This window comes from Microbacterium faecale, from assembly GCF_014640975.1.
In the GTDB taxonomy this organism is placed as follows: Bacteria; Actinomycetota; Actinomycetes; order Actinomycetales; family Microbacteriaceae; genus Microbacterium; species Microbacterium faecale.
The window spans coordinates 803688-819229 of record NZ_BMHO01000001.1 but is presented as its reverse complement, the minus strand read 5'-3'; the positions used below and the strand labels follow the sequence as shown (position 1 = coordinate 819229).

The window sequence follows — 15542 nt, the reverse complement described above, 5'->3', positions numbered from 1 at the left end:
CCGGAGCCGATCACCCCGGGGCGCGCCAGTGTCAGGAGACGGGCGAGTAGTTGTAGATCGACGGCACGTTCTGCTGCAACTGCAACTCGACGTTCACCGCCTCCTCGTTGACGGCGAAGTTCTCCTCCGCCCAGAACCACGGCTGGAACCAGTTGTTCTCGACCACGAACTCATTGATCTGACGGAAAGACTCGACACGCTCCTCCTCGCTCTGTGCGGGAATGGCGTCGATCAGGGACTGGAGTTCTTCATCCGTCGTACCGAGCGGGTTCCACGCAGCGGATTCGGCGAGATACGACTGCACGACAAACCAGTCAGTGGGAACGGCACCAATGACCATGACACTCGTCGCGAAGTTGCCGCTCAGCATGTCCCCGATGAAGGCCTGTGACGGGACGTCCTCCCAGACCACCTCGACACCGATTTCCGCGAGGTTGTTCTGCACTCCCGTGAGCATGCCCTGGGAGAAGAGCGCGCTCACGGGCATCGTCAGGGTGAACCCGTCCACGCCAGCTTCCGCCATCAATTCCTTCGCCTTGTCGACGTCATAGTGATACCGATCAGCAAGACCCTCGCTCCATGCCGTAGATCCCTCGTTGAAGATCTGCGTGTCGATCGTGCCGTTATCGATACCGAGGGTGACTTCCGCGAGCGTCTCGCGATCGATCGCCCACGCGAGTGCCTCGCGGACACGAGGATCCGCGAGTTCGGGCACCATCTCACCCGTGCGGTCGAACAGGATGAGTCCGAACCAGGAGATGTGCGCCTCCGGATTGAGGATCGACAGGCCTGCCTCCCTCGCGCTCAACACGTTGTCCGGGCTCGTCAGGTTGCCGGCATCGACTTGGCCGCTGCGCAGCGCGTTGATCAGCGCTGCCTCGTCTTCGAATATCCGGAACTCGACGGCGTCGAACTCCTGCAACTCGGGGTTCCAATACCCGTCGCGGGGCGTGAGCACGTAGGTCGACCCCTGCACCGTCGATGCTTCGTCCATCACGTATGGACCGGTGCCAACGGGGACAGTCGCGAGGCTCTCATCTCCCAAGCTCGCGGGACTCGCCATGCGCCCGGCAGCATCCGAGAGGTTATACACAAGATCGGGGATCGCATTCACGAACGTCGCTTCGACGGTAAACTCGTCGATCGCCTCCGCCGATTCGAAGCCATCGAGCTGAGTCGACAGCGGTCCCGTACCGGCGGAGAAGTGTTCGAAGTTGGCCACCACGGCATCGGCGTCGAATGGTTCACCATCCGAGAACGTCACGTCGTCACGAAGGTCAAGCGTGATCGTGCGGTTCTCGTCGCTGAACTCCCATGACTCGGCAAGCATCGGCACGTACTCACCGTCAGGTTCGCGGAGGATGAGGGAGTCGTATGCAGCTTGCGCGTACGGCTTGTAGTTCGCATCGCCGATGTCGGCAGGGTCCCACGACTGCGGGACCACAGTCGATCCCACGCTGAGGATGGCATCGGCTGAGCCGCCAGAAGCGCCCTCGTTGCCGTTCTCCCCGGCGCCTGCCGAGCAACCGCTGAGCGCCAGCGCGGTGAGCACCACGGCACCGACCGTTCTCGAAAACTTCTGCTGTCGTTTCATCGCCATCCTTACTTCGTCGTAGTGATGTCCGCGCCCGGCGGCGTCGATCAGTGTCACTTTGGATACCTCCATTGTGACCAACCGGTTGACCAATAACAACTCGCCGCGCCAAAGAACCGACTCGCGCTCGCGTTTCGTTACCGAACCGTGTCTGCCACTCCGCATGCAGTGTCCGAACGGTGGACGACGAGCGCACCCCCAAAGCCACGGGCGCGGCTGCGGACGTTACTTCCCGACGTCGAGAATGCGCGACAGCAGATCCGGGGACACCCCGAAGCTCACGAGACGGCTGAGCGGCATGTCCCTACCCATCGGCGTCAACTCCCCCTCGTGCATCATGAATGCGCCGAAAGGACTGGATTCGAGACTTCGACGCGCGACCGGCCCGACGACGGGGTGCGCGAATGCGTCGCCCACCGATGCGTCGCTCGACACCGGGATGACGAGGTCGTCGCCGGCGAGCGATACGACCGCGGATCCGCGAAGGTCACGGCTCGACGCACCCACCTCGACGCAATAGTCACTCGGTTCGACGATCCACTGATCCGTGCGCACCTCCCAGTAGGCGAGATCGCGGCGGCGCACCGACAGCGCCACTGTCACCGTCTCACCCGGTTGGATCTCGACGCTCTGGAACGCCTTGAGCTCACGCGGGGCGCGGACGACCGCGGACCCGGGGACCGACACGTATGCCTGAACCACCTCCCGGCCGACGACGGGCCCCATGTTCGTCACGTCGACGACGATGTCGATTCCACCACTCGCGTTCGACGAAGCCGACACATCGCCGTACGTGAACGCCGTGTAGCTGAGGCCGTGCCCGAAGGGGAACGCCACATCGATGGCACGCGCATCGTACCAGCGGTAGCCGACGTGGATCCCCTCGCCGTAACGCACATGCTGCCCCTCGCCCGGAAACGAGCTGAAGGCGGGAGTGTCCTCAAGTCTGTGCGGGAACGACTCGGCGAGGCGGCCGGACGGGTTCACGGCGCCGAACAGCACGTCGGCCGTTCCCGATCCGCCCGCCTGCCCCAGGAGCCAGGTTTCAAGGATCGCCGGCACGCGGTCCGCGAACGGCAACGCCACGACGCCCCCGTTCGACAGCACGACCACGACGTTCGGGTTCGCGGCGGCCACCGCATCGATCAACGCCAGGTGTTCCGCAGGCAGGTCGATGTGGTCGCGATCGAAGCCCTCCGACTCGTCCTCGTCGGGGAGGCCGACGAACACCACGGCCACGTCGGCCACCGCGGCCGCTTCCACGGCCTCCGCGCGCAGTCGGTCCTGCACCTCAGGCGCGGGCTTCGACGACCGCACCGCACTCATACCGATTCCCTCGGGTGCGTCGGGCAGCACGTAGCCGGGCGCGTACGTCGCCTCCGGAGCGACCTGGCGGATAGCGTCGAGCGCAACGTCCACGCGCGTCGGATTGATGTGGCTGGATCCGCCGCCCTGAAAACGCGGCTTCTCGGCGAACTCGCCGATCACCGCGATCTTCTGCGTCGGTCGCAACGGCAGCAGGCCGCCGTCATTCTTCAGCATGACGATCGAGCGACCGGCAGCCTCTCGCGCAAGGGCGTGATGCGCGTCGACGTCGAGCGCGCCCTCCACGGAAGCGCGCTCGGTCGCACGCCGGATGAGCGTCAGCACTCGCGCTGCGGACCTGTCGAGGTCCGCTTCGTCGAGGCTGCCGTCGCGCACCGCCTCAACGAGCTGGCGATCCGTGACGCCGCCGGAGGCGGGCATCTCGAGGTCCATTCCCGCGCGGATCCCCGCGGTGCGCACGTTCGACGCGCCCCAGTCGCTCACCACGAGACCCTCGAAACCCCATTCGTCGCGCAGCACCTCCGTGAGCAGGAACGGATCCTCCGACACGTACACGCCGTTCACGCGGTTGTAGGAGCACATCACCGTCCACGGCTGTTCGTCCTCGACAATCCCCTGGAAGGCGCGCAGGTAGATCTCGCGAAGGGGGCGCGGGTCCACGTCGCTCGACACGCGCATGCGGTCGGTCTCCTGGTTGTTCGCCGCGAAGTGCTTCACCGAGGCGCCGACGCCCTGGGACTGGATGCCGCGCACGATGCCGGATCCCATGTTCGAGGCGTGAATCGGGTCCTCTGAGAAGTACTCGAAGTTGCGGCCACAGCGAACCGAGCGCTTGATGTTCACCCCCGGCCCGAGCACGACCGCGACGTCCTCCAGCGCAGCCTCACGTCCGATGGCGGCACCGACGCGGGTCGCGAGCTCGGGGTCCCAACTCGCGCCCAGTCCAACGGCGGGCGGGAAGCAGGTCGCGGGTACGGAGGCATTGAGGCCGAGGTGGTCGCTCGCGCCCGCCTGCTTGCGGAGGCCGTGCGGACCGTCGGTCATCATGATGCTCGGCACGCCAAGGCGGTCGATGGCCTTCAGTCGCCAGAAGTCGAGGCCGCTCGTCAGCGCGGCCTTCTCCTCGAGCGTGAGCACGGTGATGTCGGGGAACGCGGCGTCAGGCATGATTCTCCATCGGATCGGCGGCGGGGATGATCAAAACCGTATGCCGTTCGACTTTCGATAACAAGTGGCATTTGGTTTTATGCTGAGCGCATGACATCACGGGGTGCCTACGCGAAAGGGATCGCCAAACGCGACGAGATCCTGTCCGTCGCGCTCGACGTCGTCGCCACTCACGGTTACCGGCGCGCGTCAGTGCGCGAGATAGCGGACGCCGTCGGTCTTAGCCAAGCCGGACTGCTGCACTACTTCGACAGCAAGGACGAGCTCTTCACCGCCGTCCTGCGGAAGCGCGACGAAGTCGACGCCGCGCTGATTGTCGACGACCCCCTCGCAGGATTGCTGCGCATCGTCTCGCATAACGCCGAGGTGCCCGGCCTCGTGCAGCTGTATGCGCAGCTTTCGGTCGCGGCGGCGGACCCGTCGCACCGCGCACACGAGTTCTTCACCGAGCGCTACAAGCGCCTGCGGACGTCTCTCACCGCGGCCCTGTCCGCGGCTCAGCTCGACGGATCCCTACGGAGCAACTTCGATCCGGCGAGCACGGCGACCTCACTCATTGCCGCGACTGACGGCCTGCAGACCCAGTTCCTCCTGGATCCATCGGTCGACATGGCCGGCGAGCTCCGGACGCTCCTCGACGACCTGCGCTCTCCCGACGCGTAGCCTCCGCGTCGAATCGCGGCCTTTCTGATGTGACCTCAGCAGCGGGACGAGCGCGGAACGGCACAGCCCGCGAGGCCTCACGCCTTCGTCGGCGCACCGCCCGGAACCGCGGGAAGCTCCACGACCTCAGCGAGTCCGCTGTAGCGCGGGCCAGCGAGGCGACCGACGGGGCGCAGCAGCTCGGTGTCGATGCGTCCGTCCGTCATCACGGCTTCATCGATGTGCCATCCCACGACGCGCCCGACGACGAACTGTCCGCCGGTCGGGCTGAATTCGATCGTGCGCTCGTGCACCATCTCCATGCTGACCTTCACGTCGGCCAGACGCGGGACGCGCACGTGTTCCGAGGCCGCCAACCGCAGATCCTGCGCCTCGACCTCGCTGTGGTCGGGGGCCAGCCATTCGCTCGACGCGTGCATCGGCTCGAGCATGTCATCCGTCACCACGTTGATGACGTACTCGCCGTCGCGTTCGATGTTCTCGATCGTGTCCTTGCGGCCCTCCGGCCGCCGATTCACCGTGAAGCCCAGCATGGCGGGGTGTTGGCTGACCCACGCGAAGGAGCTGAACGGCGCGAGGTTGACGGCGTGCGGTGCGATGCCGCTCGTCACCCAGGCGATGGGGCGTGGCACGACCGACCCCACGAGCAGGCGGTAGGTCGAGGCGGCGTCGAGAGTCGAGGCGTCGATGAACAACGAAGGTCTCCTTCAGGTCAGAGCCAGTGTGGCGGTTCGGGTAGAGCGCGGAGTCGCTCGAGCACGTCGCGCGGGAGGTCGCGGATCGCGGAAGGGCCGGCAAGATCGACGGATCTCGTCCACACCTCGTTGCACCGCCTCCACACAGTGTCCGCTGCGAGGATCGGGGGCTTCCCGGTCACGCGGATCTTCTCGGACCACACCTCCGCCGGCAGGTCGCGCCATTCGACGTTCAGGTGGACGGCGGCGTGGGCGGAGAGGTTTCGGAGCGCTTCGGGCGGCAGCGTGGCGGCGAAGTCGATGTCGCGGATGCGCTCCGCCGCATCGACGAGAACGGGCTCGGAGGCTCGGGTGCGCAGCGCCTCGACCGCGTGCGCGGTCGCACGCGCATCGAGCGCCACGTGAGCGACGACGCGCGCGTTCGTCCAGCCGGGCACGAACGACTCGGATCCGAGATCGCCGTTCGGCAGCTGCCCCAGCACGCGCGAGAAGTACGCTTGCCCGCGACGCGCCAGCAGCAGCTCGGCCGCGAGCGCGGGGTCGGCGACGTTGTCGGTGCGAGCGGCCATCAGCGCGTTCGGATCCGGTTGCGCAGCGCGCCGATGCCGTCGATCGTGGTGACCAGCTCGTCGCCGTCGGCCAGATACCGTGCGGGCGTGCGTGCATGTCCGACGCCGCCCGGTGTGCCCGTGGCGATCACATCGCCCGGCTCGAGCGTGAAGATCGCCGAGATGTACGCGACGAGGTCGGCCGGCGTGAACACGAGGTCATCGGTCGCCCCGTCCTGCATCGTCTCGCCATTGACATCGCACCGGATGCTCGGCCCCGGCTCGAACTCGTCCGCTGTCACCAGCACGGGGCCGAGCGGTGTCGTCGCCTCGAAGTTCTTGCCCTGCATCCACTGCACCGTGCGGTTCTGGAAGTCCCGCATCGAGATGTCGTTGAGCACGCTGTACCCCGCGATCGCCGCCGCCGCGGCAGCAGGATCCGCGTCGCGCACGCGTTCGCCGATCACGACGGCGAGCTCGGCCTCCCAGTCGACCTGATCGGCCGCGTGGGCGGGAATCGCGATGTCGTCGTAAGGCCCCGTGATCGCCGTTCCGAACTTCGCGAACAGGGTCGGATGCGCGGGCAGCTCGCGCCCCATCTCGAGGATGTGCTCGCGATAGTTGAGGCCGACACACACGACCTTGCCCGGTCGCGGAATCACGGCACCCCAGTTCTCCGGGGCGAGCCCGTCGATCGCGGTCTGCTGTCCGTCGGCCGAAGCCGCGCGCGTGCGCCACTCCGGATCCGCGAGGAGCGCGCCGACGTCCGCGGCCCCCACGACGTCCGTGGCGATTCCGTCCGCGACGACCGCGGCCGACGTGGTGCCGTCTCCGTGGCGCAGGGTCGCGAGCCTCATCGCACACCGTCTCGTTCGGGAACGTACGTGCGGGCGAAGCCGAGTCGCTCGATCACGGGGGCGTCGCTGAATCGGAACAGATCGAAGCCGGTCTCGGCCCGGAGCGACCAGGGCACCCAGCTCGGCACGACGAACAGATCCCCCTTCTCGACGCGATGCGTTTCGTCACCCAGGACGACCTCGCCGCGCCCCTCGAACACCTGCCACACCGAGGATCCGACCTCGTGACGCGCGGGCGTGACGGCCCCTTCACGCAGGCGATGGAACTCGCATCGGATCGTCGGCATGACGTCGCCGCCGGTCGTCGGGTTGCTGAACCGGATCGCGGCGTGCCCCTGCTCAACCGTGGCCGGGTAGCCCTCGTCCTCGAGCGCGAGCTGCTCGGCGAGCGCCGCGTCGGTGTGCTCCCACCGGTAGGCAGAGAGCGGCGAGCTCACGCGCTGCTCCATGCCCGACAGCGGCCGCAGGCCCGGGTGCGCCCAGAGTCGCTCGGCACGCGAGACGTCCGGCGACGCCTCGTCGGTGACGCGGTCGGATCCGAACTCGAAGAAGCCGACGTCCGTGTAGTTCGACAGCGGAATGTCCAGCCCGTCGATCCACGCCATCGGCTCGGCCGTGTCGTTGTGGTGACCGTGGAAGTTCCAGCCCGGCGTGAGCAGGAGGTCTCCGCGAGACATTCGAACGGGATCGCCATTGACGACGGTCCAGACTCCCTCGCCCTCGACGACGAACCGGAACGCGTTCTGGCTGTGTCGATGCTCGGGCGCCGTCTCGTGACCGCCGAGGTACTGGATCGCGCACCACAGCGTCGGCGTCGCGTACGCGGTGCCGGGAAGACCGGGGTTACGCAGGCCGATCGCCCGCCGTTCCCCGCCGCGCCCGACGGGTACGAGGTCGCCCGAGCGCTTCGCGATGTCGTAGAGGTTCGACCAGCGCCACACATGCGGAACCGCGGCCGGTGCCGGCGTCATCGGCATCAGATCATCGCGCTGCGTCCACAGCGGTGCGGTCGAGTTCGCCTCGAAGTCGGCGTACAGCTGCTCCAGCTCGGGCGAGTCGACCCGTCCGTCCATCGTCTCCATCTGGTCCTCCTTCAGTCCTGCGTCCGCTCGGCAACTTCGTCGTCAGTCGCCGTCGCTCGTGACGCGAACTGGTTCCACAGCCACTCGATTGTTCCCGGGAGGTCGATGCTTCGGTCGATCTCCCACTCGGCTTGCAGACCGTCCGAGAGGGCGAGGAGCACCCGCGCCATCATGGCGGCGTCGACCTCGGCCGGGAAGCTCCCGTCGTTCTGCCGCGCCTCGATGTCACGGCGGATCGTTCCGGCGACCATGTCGTTGCGGCGCAGGAAGAACTCGTGCGCCGGATGCTCCGGGTCAGCCGCCGCCGCCTCGAGGCTCACGTACAGGTGCACGAGCCCCGGCACCTCCACGTTGTGCCGCGCGGTGCGCAACGTCATGGGTTCGTCGCCGGGATCGGACGTGAGGTTGCGCCGGTTGACGACATCTCGCTGGCGCAGGACTTCGACGAGGAGATTCTCCTTGGTGCCGAAGTGGTGAAGCAGACCGGCCTGCGTCATCCCCACCTCGGCCGCGATGTCGCGCAGCGAGGTGGAGCTGTAGCCCTTGCGTTCGATGACGTCGAGCGCCGTCTCGAGGATGGCGAGTTTGCTCTCTCGGCCCTGTGAGTAGGTGCGACGTCCCGCGCGCCGTGACACCGGTGCGCTCGGCTGACCCGCGACGAACAGCGGCCGCACTGTGTCACCCGGCACGTCGACGCGCGAGCGCTCGATTGCGGCCATCGTGCGCGGGATGTCGAACGGCAGCTCGCCGACGGCGGTCGTTCGCCCCATCAGCACTTCCAGCACGGCCGAATCCGACGCGCCGAAGTCGGCGACGAGCGCACTGGTGTACGGCATCAGCGGCTCGAGGATCGCGGGACGGTCGAGCTTCACGACGAGGATCACGGGTGCCTGCACGCTCAGCGAGCGAACCCGATCGATGAACTCGGGAGCGAACTCCAGCGAGCCGGCTTGGAAGCTCGCCTCGAGCATGTAGTGGTCGCGTGGTTCGAACGGAGCCTCGGTCCGGACGATGATCGCGTCCGCCTGCTCCGGCGCCGCGGCGACGCGCAACCCTGCCTCGGCGAGCACCTCAGCGGAGACCTGCTCGGAGAACACCTCAGCGCCGCGGCGGATCGGCAGGGTTGGAGCGGACGGCCGGCCGCTCTCGAGCACGACGATCGAGCGCGCCTGCGCGCGGTGGCCCTTCTCCCGGAACTCGGCGGAGCCGACCGTCTTCGCAGCTGCCACCTCGTCCACGTACGGGTTCTCGAACAGGCCGAGTTCGAACTTCACCTTCAGCAGGCGTCGAACCGACTCGTCGAGCCGCGCCTCGTCCAGTTGTCCGCTCTCGACGAGCTCGACGATGAACCCCGGCTCCTCTTCGCCGCCGAGCTGATCGCAGCCCGCGTCAAGGATCTTCTTCACGCGCCCGACCTCGTCGAGGTGCTCCACGCCCCACGCACGCGGCGGCAGGGTCTTGTCGAGGATCCGCGATTCCGTGACGAGGCCCCAGTCGGTGCAGACGACGCCGTCGTATCCGAGCTGCTCGCGGAGCAGGCCCTGGATCATTTGGCGGTTGAAGCCGAAACCGACCTCTTCGATCTTCTCGCCATCGAGGGTGAGGCCCATCGGCTTGCCGTACGCCGGCATGATCGCGGGCACGCCGCGCGCGATCACCTGTCGGAACGGTTCCAGGTGCTCCTCGAAGCGCCCCCCGAGATAGTCGTGCTCCTTGCCGTACGGGAAGTGCGTGTCTTCGCCGTCGCGCTGCGGTCCTCCTCCCGGGAAGTGCTTCGCCATGCAGGCGATGCCGTTCGAAGAAAGTGACGCTCCGCCTTCGAAGCCGTCGACGTACGCGAGGCCCAGACGAGAGACCAGCTCGGCGTTCTGCCCAAACGTGCTGTACTGACGTGCCCAGCGCGGCTCGGTGGCGAGATCGAGCGTGGGGTGAAGCGCAGTGCGAATGCCGACGGCCAGGTACTCACGACGGGCGATGTCGGCGAACTCGCGCACCGCATCTTCGTCCGCGAGGGCGCCGAAACCGAGCGGCTCCGGCCACGCGGACATGAACTCAGAGGAGAAGGACGCCCCCCAGTTCTCCGTGAACGAGTGGCGGGGATCCGTCGAGACCGTCACGGGGATGCCGTGCCCGGACGCCTCGGCGACGCGCTGCACGCTGTTGACCCACCGCGCCATGATGGACGGCTCGGGGATGCGGTGCACGTTGAGGTGGGTGACCGAGCGTTCCTCGACGAGCTCCCGCGCCGTCGGGTCACGCGGGACGATCGGCGTTCCGTCGATGTCGCCGTCGGTCGTCACGGCGACGACACTCTGCACCATCAGACCCGCCTTCTCGCGCAAAGACAGGCGTCCGACGAGGTCGTCGACGCGTTCGTCGATGGGTCGGCTCGGATCCTCGTACGGGTCCATGACGCCGTTGCCGTTGAGATCGCGGTAGACAGTGCCATCCGTGTGCCGCGCTGTGCGGACGCTGGCGGGGATCGTGGTCATCGGGCGTTCTCTCCTCCCGTCGCCAACAGGCGACGCTGTTCGCGACGGATGCGCTGCTGCGACACGTCGGCGACGGGGGCCGACATGAACAGCCGCTGGGTGTAGGGGTGCTGGGGCCGAGCCGTCACCTGGTCGACCTCGCCCTGCTCCACGATCTCGCCACGGTACAACACGCTGACACGGTGGCTGATGTGGCGAACGACGCCGAGGTCGTGCGAGACGAAGAGGTACGCAACGCCGGTCGCCTCCTGGATCTCGATGAGCTGATCGAGCACGCGAGCCTGCGTCGTGAGGTCAAGAGCCGAGACGGGTTCGTCGCAGATGATGAGGCGCGGCTTGAGGGCGATCGCACGCGCGATGGCGACGCGCTGCCGCTGCCCGCCCGAGAACTCGCGCGGGAGGCGCTTGGAGGCGTCGGCGGGCAGACTCACCCGATCGAGGAGCTCTCGGACGCGCCCGTAGGCGTCGTTCCGCGTCCATCCCTGGATGAGCAGCGGTTCGGCGAGGATATCGGCCACGGTCATCGACGGGTTGAGCGACGTGTACGGATCCTGGAACACCACCTGGATGTCCTTCGCGAGCTCGCGACGCTCGCGCTGCTTGAGCTGCGTGATCTCGCGCCCCTCGAAGGCGATGCGTCCCGAGTTCACCGGGACCAACCCGAGGATCGCGCGCCCGATCGTCGTCTTCCCCGAACCGGACTCGCCGACGAGACCGAGGGTCTCACCGGGACGGATGTCCAGTGACACGCTCTTCAGCGCCTGGAACGTCTTGCCCCCGCGCCCCTTGTACACGACCTCGAGGTCGTCGACGTTCAGCAGAGATTCCCGAGCTTTCATGAGTGCGCTCCTTCGTCTGTGTCCTCGCCGGCGTAGACACGGACGGGGTCCCCGTCGTCCAGCATCGATCCGAGAAGCGTGCGCGTGTAGTCGTCCTGCGGCGATTCGAGGATCTCCTGCACCGCGTTCGTCTCGACGATGCGCCCGGCCTTCATCACGGCGACGCGGTCGCAGATGTCGGCGACGACCCCGAAGTTGTGCGTCACGAGGAGCACCGCCATCTCGTTCTCGTGCTGCAGGTCGCGGAGCAGGTCGAGGACCTCGGCTTGCACGGTGACGTCGAGGGCCGTCGTCGGTTCGTCGGCGATGAGCAGCTTCGGCTTCCCGGCGACTGCACCCGCGATGAGCACGCGCTGCGCCATCCCACCCGAGATCTCGTGCGGATACGCGCGGAACGTCGCCTCGGGATCGGGGATCCCCACGCGCTCAAGCAGGCTCAGGGCGCGCTCTCGTGCGGCCGCTCGCGACATCCCCTGCGTCGCGCGCAGCGGCTCCGTCAGCTGATGGCCGATCCGATAGGCCGGATCGAGGTTGCTGAGCGGCTCCTGCGGAATGTATGCGATATCGGTTCCGCGCAGACGACGACGCTGGCGCGGGGAGACGTCGGTGAGCTCGGTGCCCTCGAAGTGGATCGACCCACGTGAGACCCAGCCGCCTTCGGGAAGCAGCCCGAGCACGGAGAACGCCGTCTGCGACTTCCCCGAACCCGACTCTCCCACGAGGCCGAGCACCTCGCCGGGGCGGACGTCGAGGTCCACCCGGTGCACGACGGTCTTCTGCTCGTCCCCGGTCCCGTAGCTGACCTCGAGCTCCCGCACGGACAGCAGCGGCGATCGGTCGTCGTCAGCTGCCGCGACGCGTTCGGTGCGGCCGACCCTCGTCGCCGAACCGGATCCGCTGTCCTCGAGCGCGTCTCGCATTGCGTTGCCGAGGAGGATCAGGCCCATCGTCGTGAGTCCGATCGCGAGGCTCGGCCACAGGACGAGAGAGGGGTCGACGAAGATGCGTCGGAACCCTTCGTTGAGCATGCTGCCCCACGACGGCAGCGAACTGTCGGCGATGCCGAGGAACTCGAGCCCGGCCTGGATCGCGATCGCAATGCTTCCGAGCCTGGCCGTCTGAATGATCACGGGGGCGCGGACAACGGTCAGCACGTGCCGACCGATGATGCGCGCGTTCCCCAGACCCGACACGCGTGCCGCATCGACGTACAGCTCGTTGCGGACGGCCTGCACGGCCGCACGCACGATGCGGAAGACCGACGGCGCCAGAAGCACGCCGAACACGGCCATCGACACCCAGACCGACGGACCGGCGACGGCGCGCACGGCCAGCAGGATGACGATTCCGGGCATCGCCATGTTGAGGTTGTTGAACCAGTTCGCCACGGCGTCGAATGGGCCGCCGAAATATCCGGCGATGAGGCCGGTCGGCAGGCCGACGATCAGCGCGATCGCCACGGCGAGGGCCGCACCGAGGAGGTTGACCTGTCCTCCCCAGAGCAGGCGGCTGAGGACATCGCGCCCGGAACTGTCCGTCCCCAGCAGATGCTCGGCGCTCGGGGGCTGCATCGCGTCGCGCAGCACGGAGAGGCTGGGATCGGGCAGAGGGAGCAACGGGGCGATCGCCGCGGCGATGATGACGAGCACGACGATGACGGCGGCGACGACTCCGAGCGGATTCCGCAGGAATCGCCCGACGGCACCATCGCGCTTGGCGCGCGCCGCCGCGACGAGGGATGTTGTCTGACTCATGCGAGACGCACCTTCGGGTTCAGCCAGGCAACGATGAGGTCGACCAGCAGATTGACGATGACGACGATGACGACGTATGCGAGCACGGCGCCGAGGACGACATCGACGTCTGTGCGCGACGACGCCTCGATCGCGAGGCTGCCGAGACCCGGCAGCGCGAAGATCTGCTCGATCACGACCGCGCCGCCGAGGATGCCGACGACCTGCACCGCGAGCGCGGTGAGCCCCGTTGTCGACGCGTTGCGCAGAACGTGGGCGACCACCACGCGCGTCTCGGAGAGCCCGCGACTGCGGAGCGTGCGCACGTAGTCGAGACGCAGCGTCTGGATCATCGAGCTGCGCACCTGCTGCGCGACGCCGGCGACCGCGACGATCGTGAGAGCGACGACCGGGAGGGTCATCGTCCGCACCCAACCACCGATGTCGCTGCCCGGAGCCGTATAGCCGGTCGCCGGGAACCAGCCGAGCTGGATCGCGAAGAGCGTCACCAGGAACAGGGCGATGATGAATGCCGGCAGCGCGTCGCCGAGCGTGGCGACGAACTGGAGCGTGCGGTCGACCCAACCGCGCGTGACGGCCGCGGCGACGCCGATCGCGAAGCCGAGAACGCCACTGAGAAGCGTCACGATGATCACGAGCGCCACCGTCACCGGCATTCGCACCGACAGCGCCTGCATGACGGTCTGCGTCGAGAAGAGCGACTCGCCGAGGTCCCCGGTGAACGCGGAGACGAGCCAGCTCGCGTACTGCACGAGCACCGGACGGTCGAGCCCGAGTTCCGCGTTCAGCGCGGCGGCCTGCTCGGGACTGGCGTTCTCGCCGAGCACGTTGAACGCGATGTTGTCGAACGCGGGCGACAGCATCAGGAAGACGATGATCGACGTGCCGAAGACGAGCGACACCGCCGAGATCAGTCTCTTCAAGAGGAAGGGCATATCGGTTCTCCAGATGCCCGCGGCGGCCCGTCGCCGGGCCGCCGCGGGGCGGATCAGCTTCCGCTGGGGGTGAAGTTATAGATCGACGGCACGGCCTGCTGAACCTGCACTTCGACGTCGACGTCGTCGTTCCAGTAGATGAACGTATCGGGGTGCATGATCGGCGCGAACCAGAAGTTGTCCACGATCCACTCGTTCATCTCGCGCGCGATCCCCGGCCGGTCCTCGTCGGAGGCCGCCTGGTACCCATCCATGAGCTCCTGCAGCTCGGGGTCGGTCGATTCCAGGGCGTTCCACGGGGCGTCCTCCGCGATGAGGAACTTGACCGTTCCCCAGTCGGAGCGCTGCGCGAGCGTCATGAACGCGACGGGGACCTCGCCCTGCTGCATCGACGGAATCGCCTCGCCTGGACCCCACTGCTGGCGCTCGACCGTGACGCCGATGTCCTGCCAGTTCTGGATGATCGCGTCGTAGATCACCGGCTCGAAGACGGGGCTCAGCGGCATCGTGACCGCGAGGTCGCTCGCACCGGCCTCCTCGAGCAGCTCGCGCGCGCGCTCGGGGTCGTAGGCGTACGCGTCGTTGAGCGAGTCGTCGTACGCCCCGGTGTCACTGCCCCACACCTGCGTCGTCACGCTGCCTCGTCCCTCCCAGCCAACGTCGACGAGAGCTTCGCTGTCGATCGCGATCGCGAGCGCCTCGCGCACGCGGACGTCCTCGAACTCGGGCTGCAGCTCGCCGCTGCGGTCGAAGAAGAGCAGACCGCCCCAGTTGACGGAGAAGCTCTCCTCCGTGTTGAGGTCCGCCGAGTCGGCCTGCACGGCGCTCGCCGCGCGGTTCAGCGACGCCACGTCGATCTGGCCGGACGTCAGCGCGTTGAGACGGGCGGTCTCGTCCGTGAGGATCTTGAACTCGACCTCGTCGTACGGAAGCTCCTCACCCCAGTAGTCGGGGTTGCGCTCGTACGAGATGTTCGATCCGACGACGGAGTTTGCCTGATCCAGAAGGTAAGGACCGGAACCGACCGGCTCATCGCCGATGGTGCCGTCTTCGATCGAGGCCGGGCTCGCCATGTACCCGCCCGCATTCGACAGGCTGTAGATGAGCTCCGGGTCGGGCTCTGACAGGTGGAGCACGACGGTCTCGTCATCGACGACCTCGACGCTGTCCACGGTCGAGTAGTTGCCGGCCATCGGGCCGTTCGCCTGCATGAAGTGCTCGAGGTTGATCTTGACGGCCTCGGCGTTGAACGGCGTGCCGTCATTGAAGGTGACGTCGGTGCGCAGCGTGAACGTCAGCGTGAGGCCGTCTTCGCTCGTCTCCCATTCGGTCGCGAGCATCGGGCTCAGCGTCCCGTCCGGCTCGCGCTTGACGAGCGGGTCATACAGCGCCTGATAAATCGGTGCCAGGTGCCCCTCGTTTGCCTGGGCCGGGTCCCAGCTCGTCGGCTCCTGGAGGGATCCGACGGTCAGCTTTGTCGGGGATCCGTCTCCGGACCCCGATGTGCCGGATCCGCCCGCGCTGCACGAGGCGAGCACGAGGGCAGCCGCCGTGGCTCCGGCGATCGTGATGAGTCGGGTAACTCGCATG

The 15542-nt window shown here is 67.4% G+C and carries 12 protein-coding genes; 1 reads left to right on the top strand and 11 read right to left on the bottom strand.

Annotated features, from left to right (window positions below; genetic code table 11):
- Positions 1 to 31: 31 nt before the first annotated feature.
- Positions 32 to 1594 carry an ABC transporter substrate-binding protein gene (locus IEW87_RS03700; protein WP_188710948.1) on the bottom strand — a complete coding sequence of 521 codons (1563 nt, stop codon included), beginning with the start codon at positions 1592 to 1594 and terminating at the stop codon, positions 32 to 34.
- 225 nt (positions 1595 to 1819) lie between these two features.
- The gene (locus IEW87_RS03695; protein WP_188710947.1) at positions 1820 to 4087 is read right to left on the bottom strand and encodes a glycoside hydrolase family 3 C-terminal domain-containing protein; all 2268 of its coding nucleotides are present in this window, start codon (positions 4085 to 4087) and stop codon (positions 1820 to 1822) included.
- 90 nt (positions 4088 to 4177) lie between these two features.
- Between IEW87_RS03695 and IEW87_RS03690 the strand changes: the two genes are divergently transcribed.
- Positions 4178 to 4750, top strand: coding sequence for a TetR/AcrR family transcriptional regulator (locus IEW87_RS03690; protein WP_188710946.1), 573 nt, complete (start codon positions 4178 to 4180; stop codon positions 4748 to 4750).
- Positions 4751 to 4827: 77 nt separating this feature from the next.
- On the opposite strand, the gene IEW87_RS03685 is transcribed toward IEW87_RS03690, so the two are convergent.
- From IEW87_RS03685 to IEW87_RS03645, 9 genes are all read right to left on the bottom strand, one after another.
- Positions 4828 to 5445 (bottom strand): flavin reductase family protein, encoded by a 618-nt coding sequence (locus tag IEW87_RS03685; RefSeq protein ID WP_188710945.1) that lies wholly within the window; start codon positions 5443 to 5445, stop codon positions 4828 to 4830.
- Between the two features lie 17 nt (positions 5446 to 5462).
- Positions 5463 to 6014, bottom strand: a complete 552-nt coding sequence (locus tag IEW87_RS03680) for a maleylpyruvate isomerase N-terminal domain-containing protein (protein ID WP_188710944.1) — start codon at positions 6012 to 6014, stop codon at positions 5463 to 5465.
- Positions 6014 to 6850 carry a fumarylacetoacetate hydrolase family protein gene (locus IEW87_RS03675; protein WP_188710943.1) on the bottom strand — a complete coding sequence of 279 codons (837 nt, stop codon included), beginning with the start codon at positions 6848 to 6850 and terminating at the stop codon, positions 6014 to 6016. The genes IEW87_RS03680 and IEW87_RS03675 overlap by 1 nt, the downstream gene beginning before the upstream one ends.
- Entirely contained in the window at positions 6847 to 7932 is a 1086-nt protein-coding gene (locus IEW87_RS03670; protein ID WP_188710942.1) for a cupin domain-containing protein, read from the bottom strand. Before IEW87_RS03670 ends, IEW87_RS03675 begins: the two co-directional genes overlap by 4 nt.
- A gap of 11 nt (positions 7933 to 7943) precedes the next feature.
- Positions 7944 to 10424 carry a glycoside hydrolase family 3 N-terminal domain-containing protein gene (locus tag IEW87_RS03665; RefSeq protein ID WP_188710941.1) on the bottom strand — a complete coding sequence of 827 codons (2481 nt, stop codon included), beginning with the start codon at positions 10422 to 10424 and terminating at the stop codon, positions 7944 to 7946.
- Positions 10421 to 11263 (bottom strand): ATP-binding cassette domain-containing protein, encoded by an 843-nt coding sequence (locus IEW87_RS03660; protein ID WP_188710940.1) that lies wholly within the window; start codon positions 11261 to 11263, stop codon positions 10421 to 10423. The genes IEW87_RS03665 and IEW87_RS03660 overlap by 4 nt, the downstream gene beginning before the upstream one ends.
- Positions 11260 to 13017, bottom strand: a complete 1758-nt coding sequence (locus tag IEW87_RS03655; RefSeq protein ID WP_188710939.1) for a dipeptide/oligopeptide/nickel ABC transporter permease/ATP-binding protein — start codon at positions 13015 to 13017, stop codon at positions 11260 to 11262. The genes IEW87_RS03660 and IEW87_RS03655 overlap by 4 nt, the downstream gene beginning before the upstream one ends.
- Positions 13014 to 13940, bottom strand: a complete 927-nt coding sequence (locus IEW87_RS03650; protein WP_229730912.1) for an ABC transporter permease — start codon at positions 13938 to 13940, stop codon at positions 13014 to 13016. Before IEW87_RS03650 ends, IEW87_RS03655 begins: the two co-directional genes overlap by 4 nt.
- Before the next feature lie 65 nt (positions 13941 to 14005).
- A complete protein-coding gene (locus tag IEW87_RS03645; RefSeq protein WP_188710937.1) occupies positions 14006 to 15541 on the bottom strand; it encodes an ABC transporter substrate-binding protein in 1536 nt (511 codons plus the stop codon).
- Position 15542: the final 1 nt, after the last annotated feature.

Bases quoted from the DNA above. Each gene is read 5' to 3' on its own strand.
- IEW87_RS03700 (WP_188710948.1), bottom strand. From the start codon at position 1,594: ATGAAACGACAGCAGAAGTTTTCGAGAACGGTCGGTGCCGTGGTGCTC.
- IEW87_RS03695 (WP_188710947.1), bottom strand. From the start codon at position 4,087: ATGCCTGACGCCGCGTTCCCCGACATCACCGTGCTCACGCTCGAGGAG.
- IEW87_RS03690 (WP_188710946.1), top strand. From the start codon at position 4,178: ATGACATCACGGGGTGCCTACGCGAAAGGGATCGCCAAACGCGACGAG.
- IEW87_RS03680 (WP_188710944.1), bottom strand. From the start codon at position 6,014: ATGGCCGCTCGCACCGACAACGTCGCCGACCCCGCGCTCGCGGCCGAG.
- IEW87_RS03675 (WP_188710943.1), bottom strand. From the start codon at position 6,850: ATGAGGCTCGCGACCCTGCGCCACGGAGACGGCACCACGTCGGCCGCG.
- IEW87_RS03670 (WP_188710942.1), bottom strand. From the start codon at position 7,932: ATGGAGACGATGGACGGACGGGTCGACTCGCCCGAGCTGGAGCAGCTG.
- IEW87_RS03665 (WP_188710941.1), bottom strand. From the start codon at position 10,424: ATGACCACGATCCCCGCCAGCGTCCGCACAGCGCGGCACACGGATGGC.
- IEW87_RS03660 (WP_188710940.1), bottom strand. From the start codon at position 11,263: ATGAAAGCTCGGGAATCTCTGCTGAACGTCGACGACCTCGAGGTCGTG.
- IEW87_RS03655 (WP_188710939.1), bottom strand. From the start codon at position 13,017: ATGAGTCAGACAACATCCCTCGTCGCGGCGGCGCGCGCCAAGCGCGAT.
- IEW87_RS03645 (WP_188710937.1), bottom strand. From the start codon at position 15,541: ATGCGAGTTACCCGACTCATCACGATCGCCGGAGCCACGGCGGCTGCC.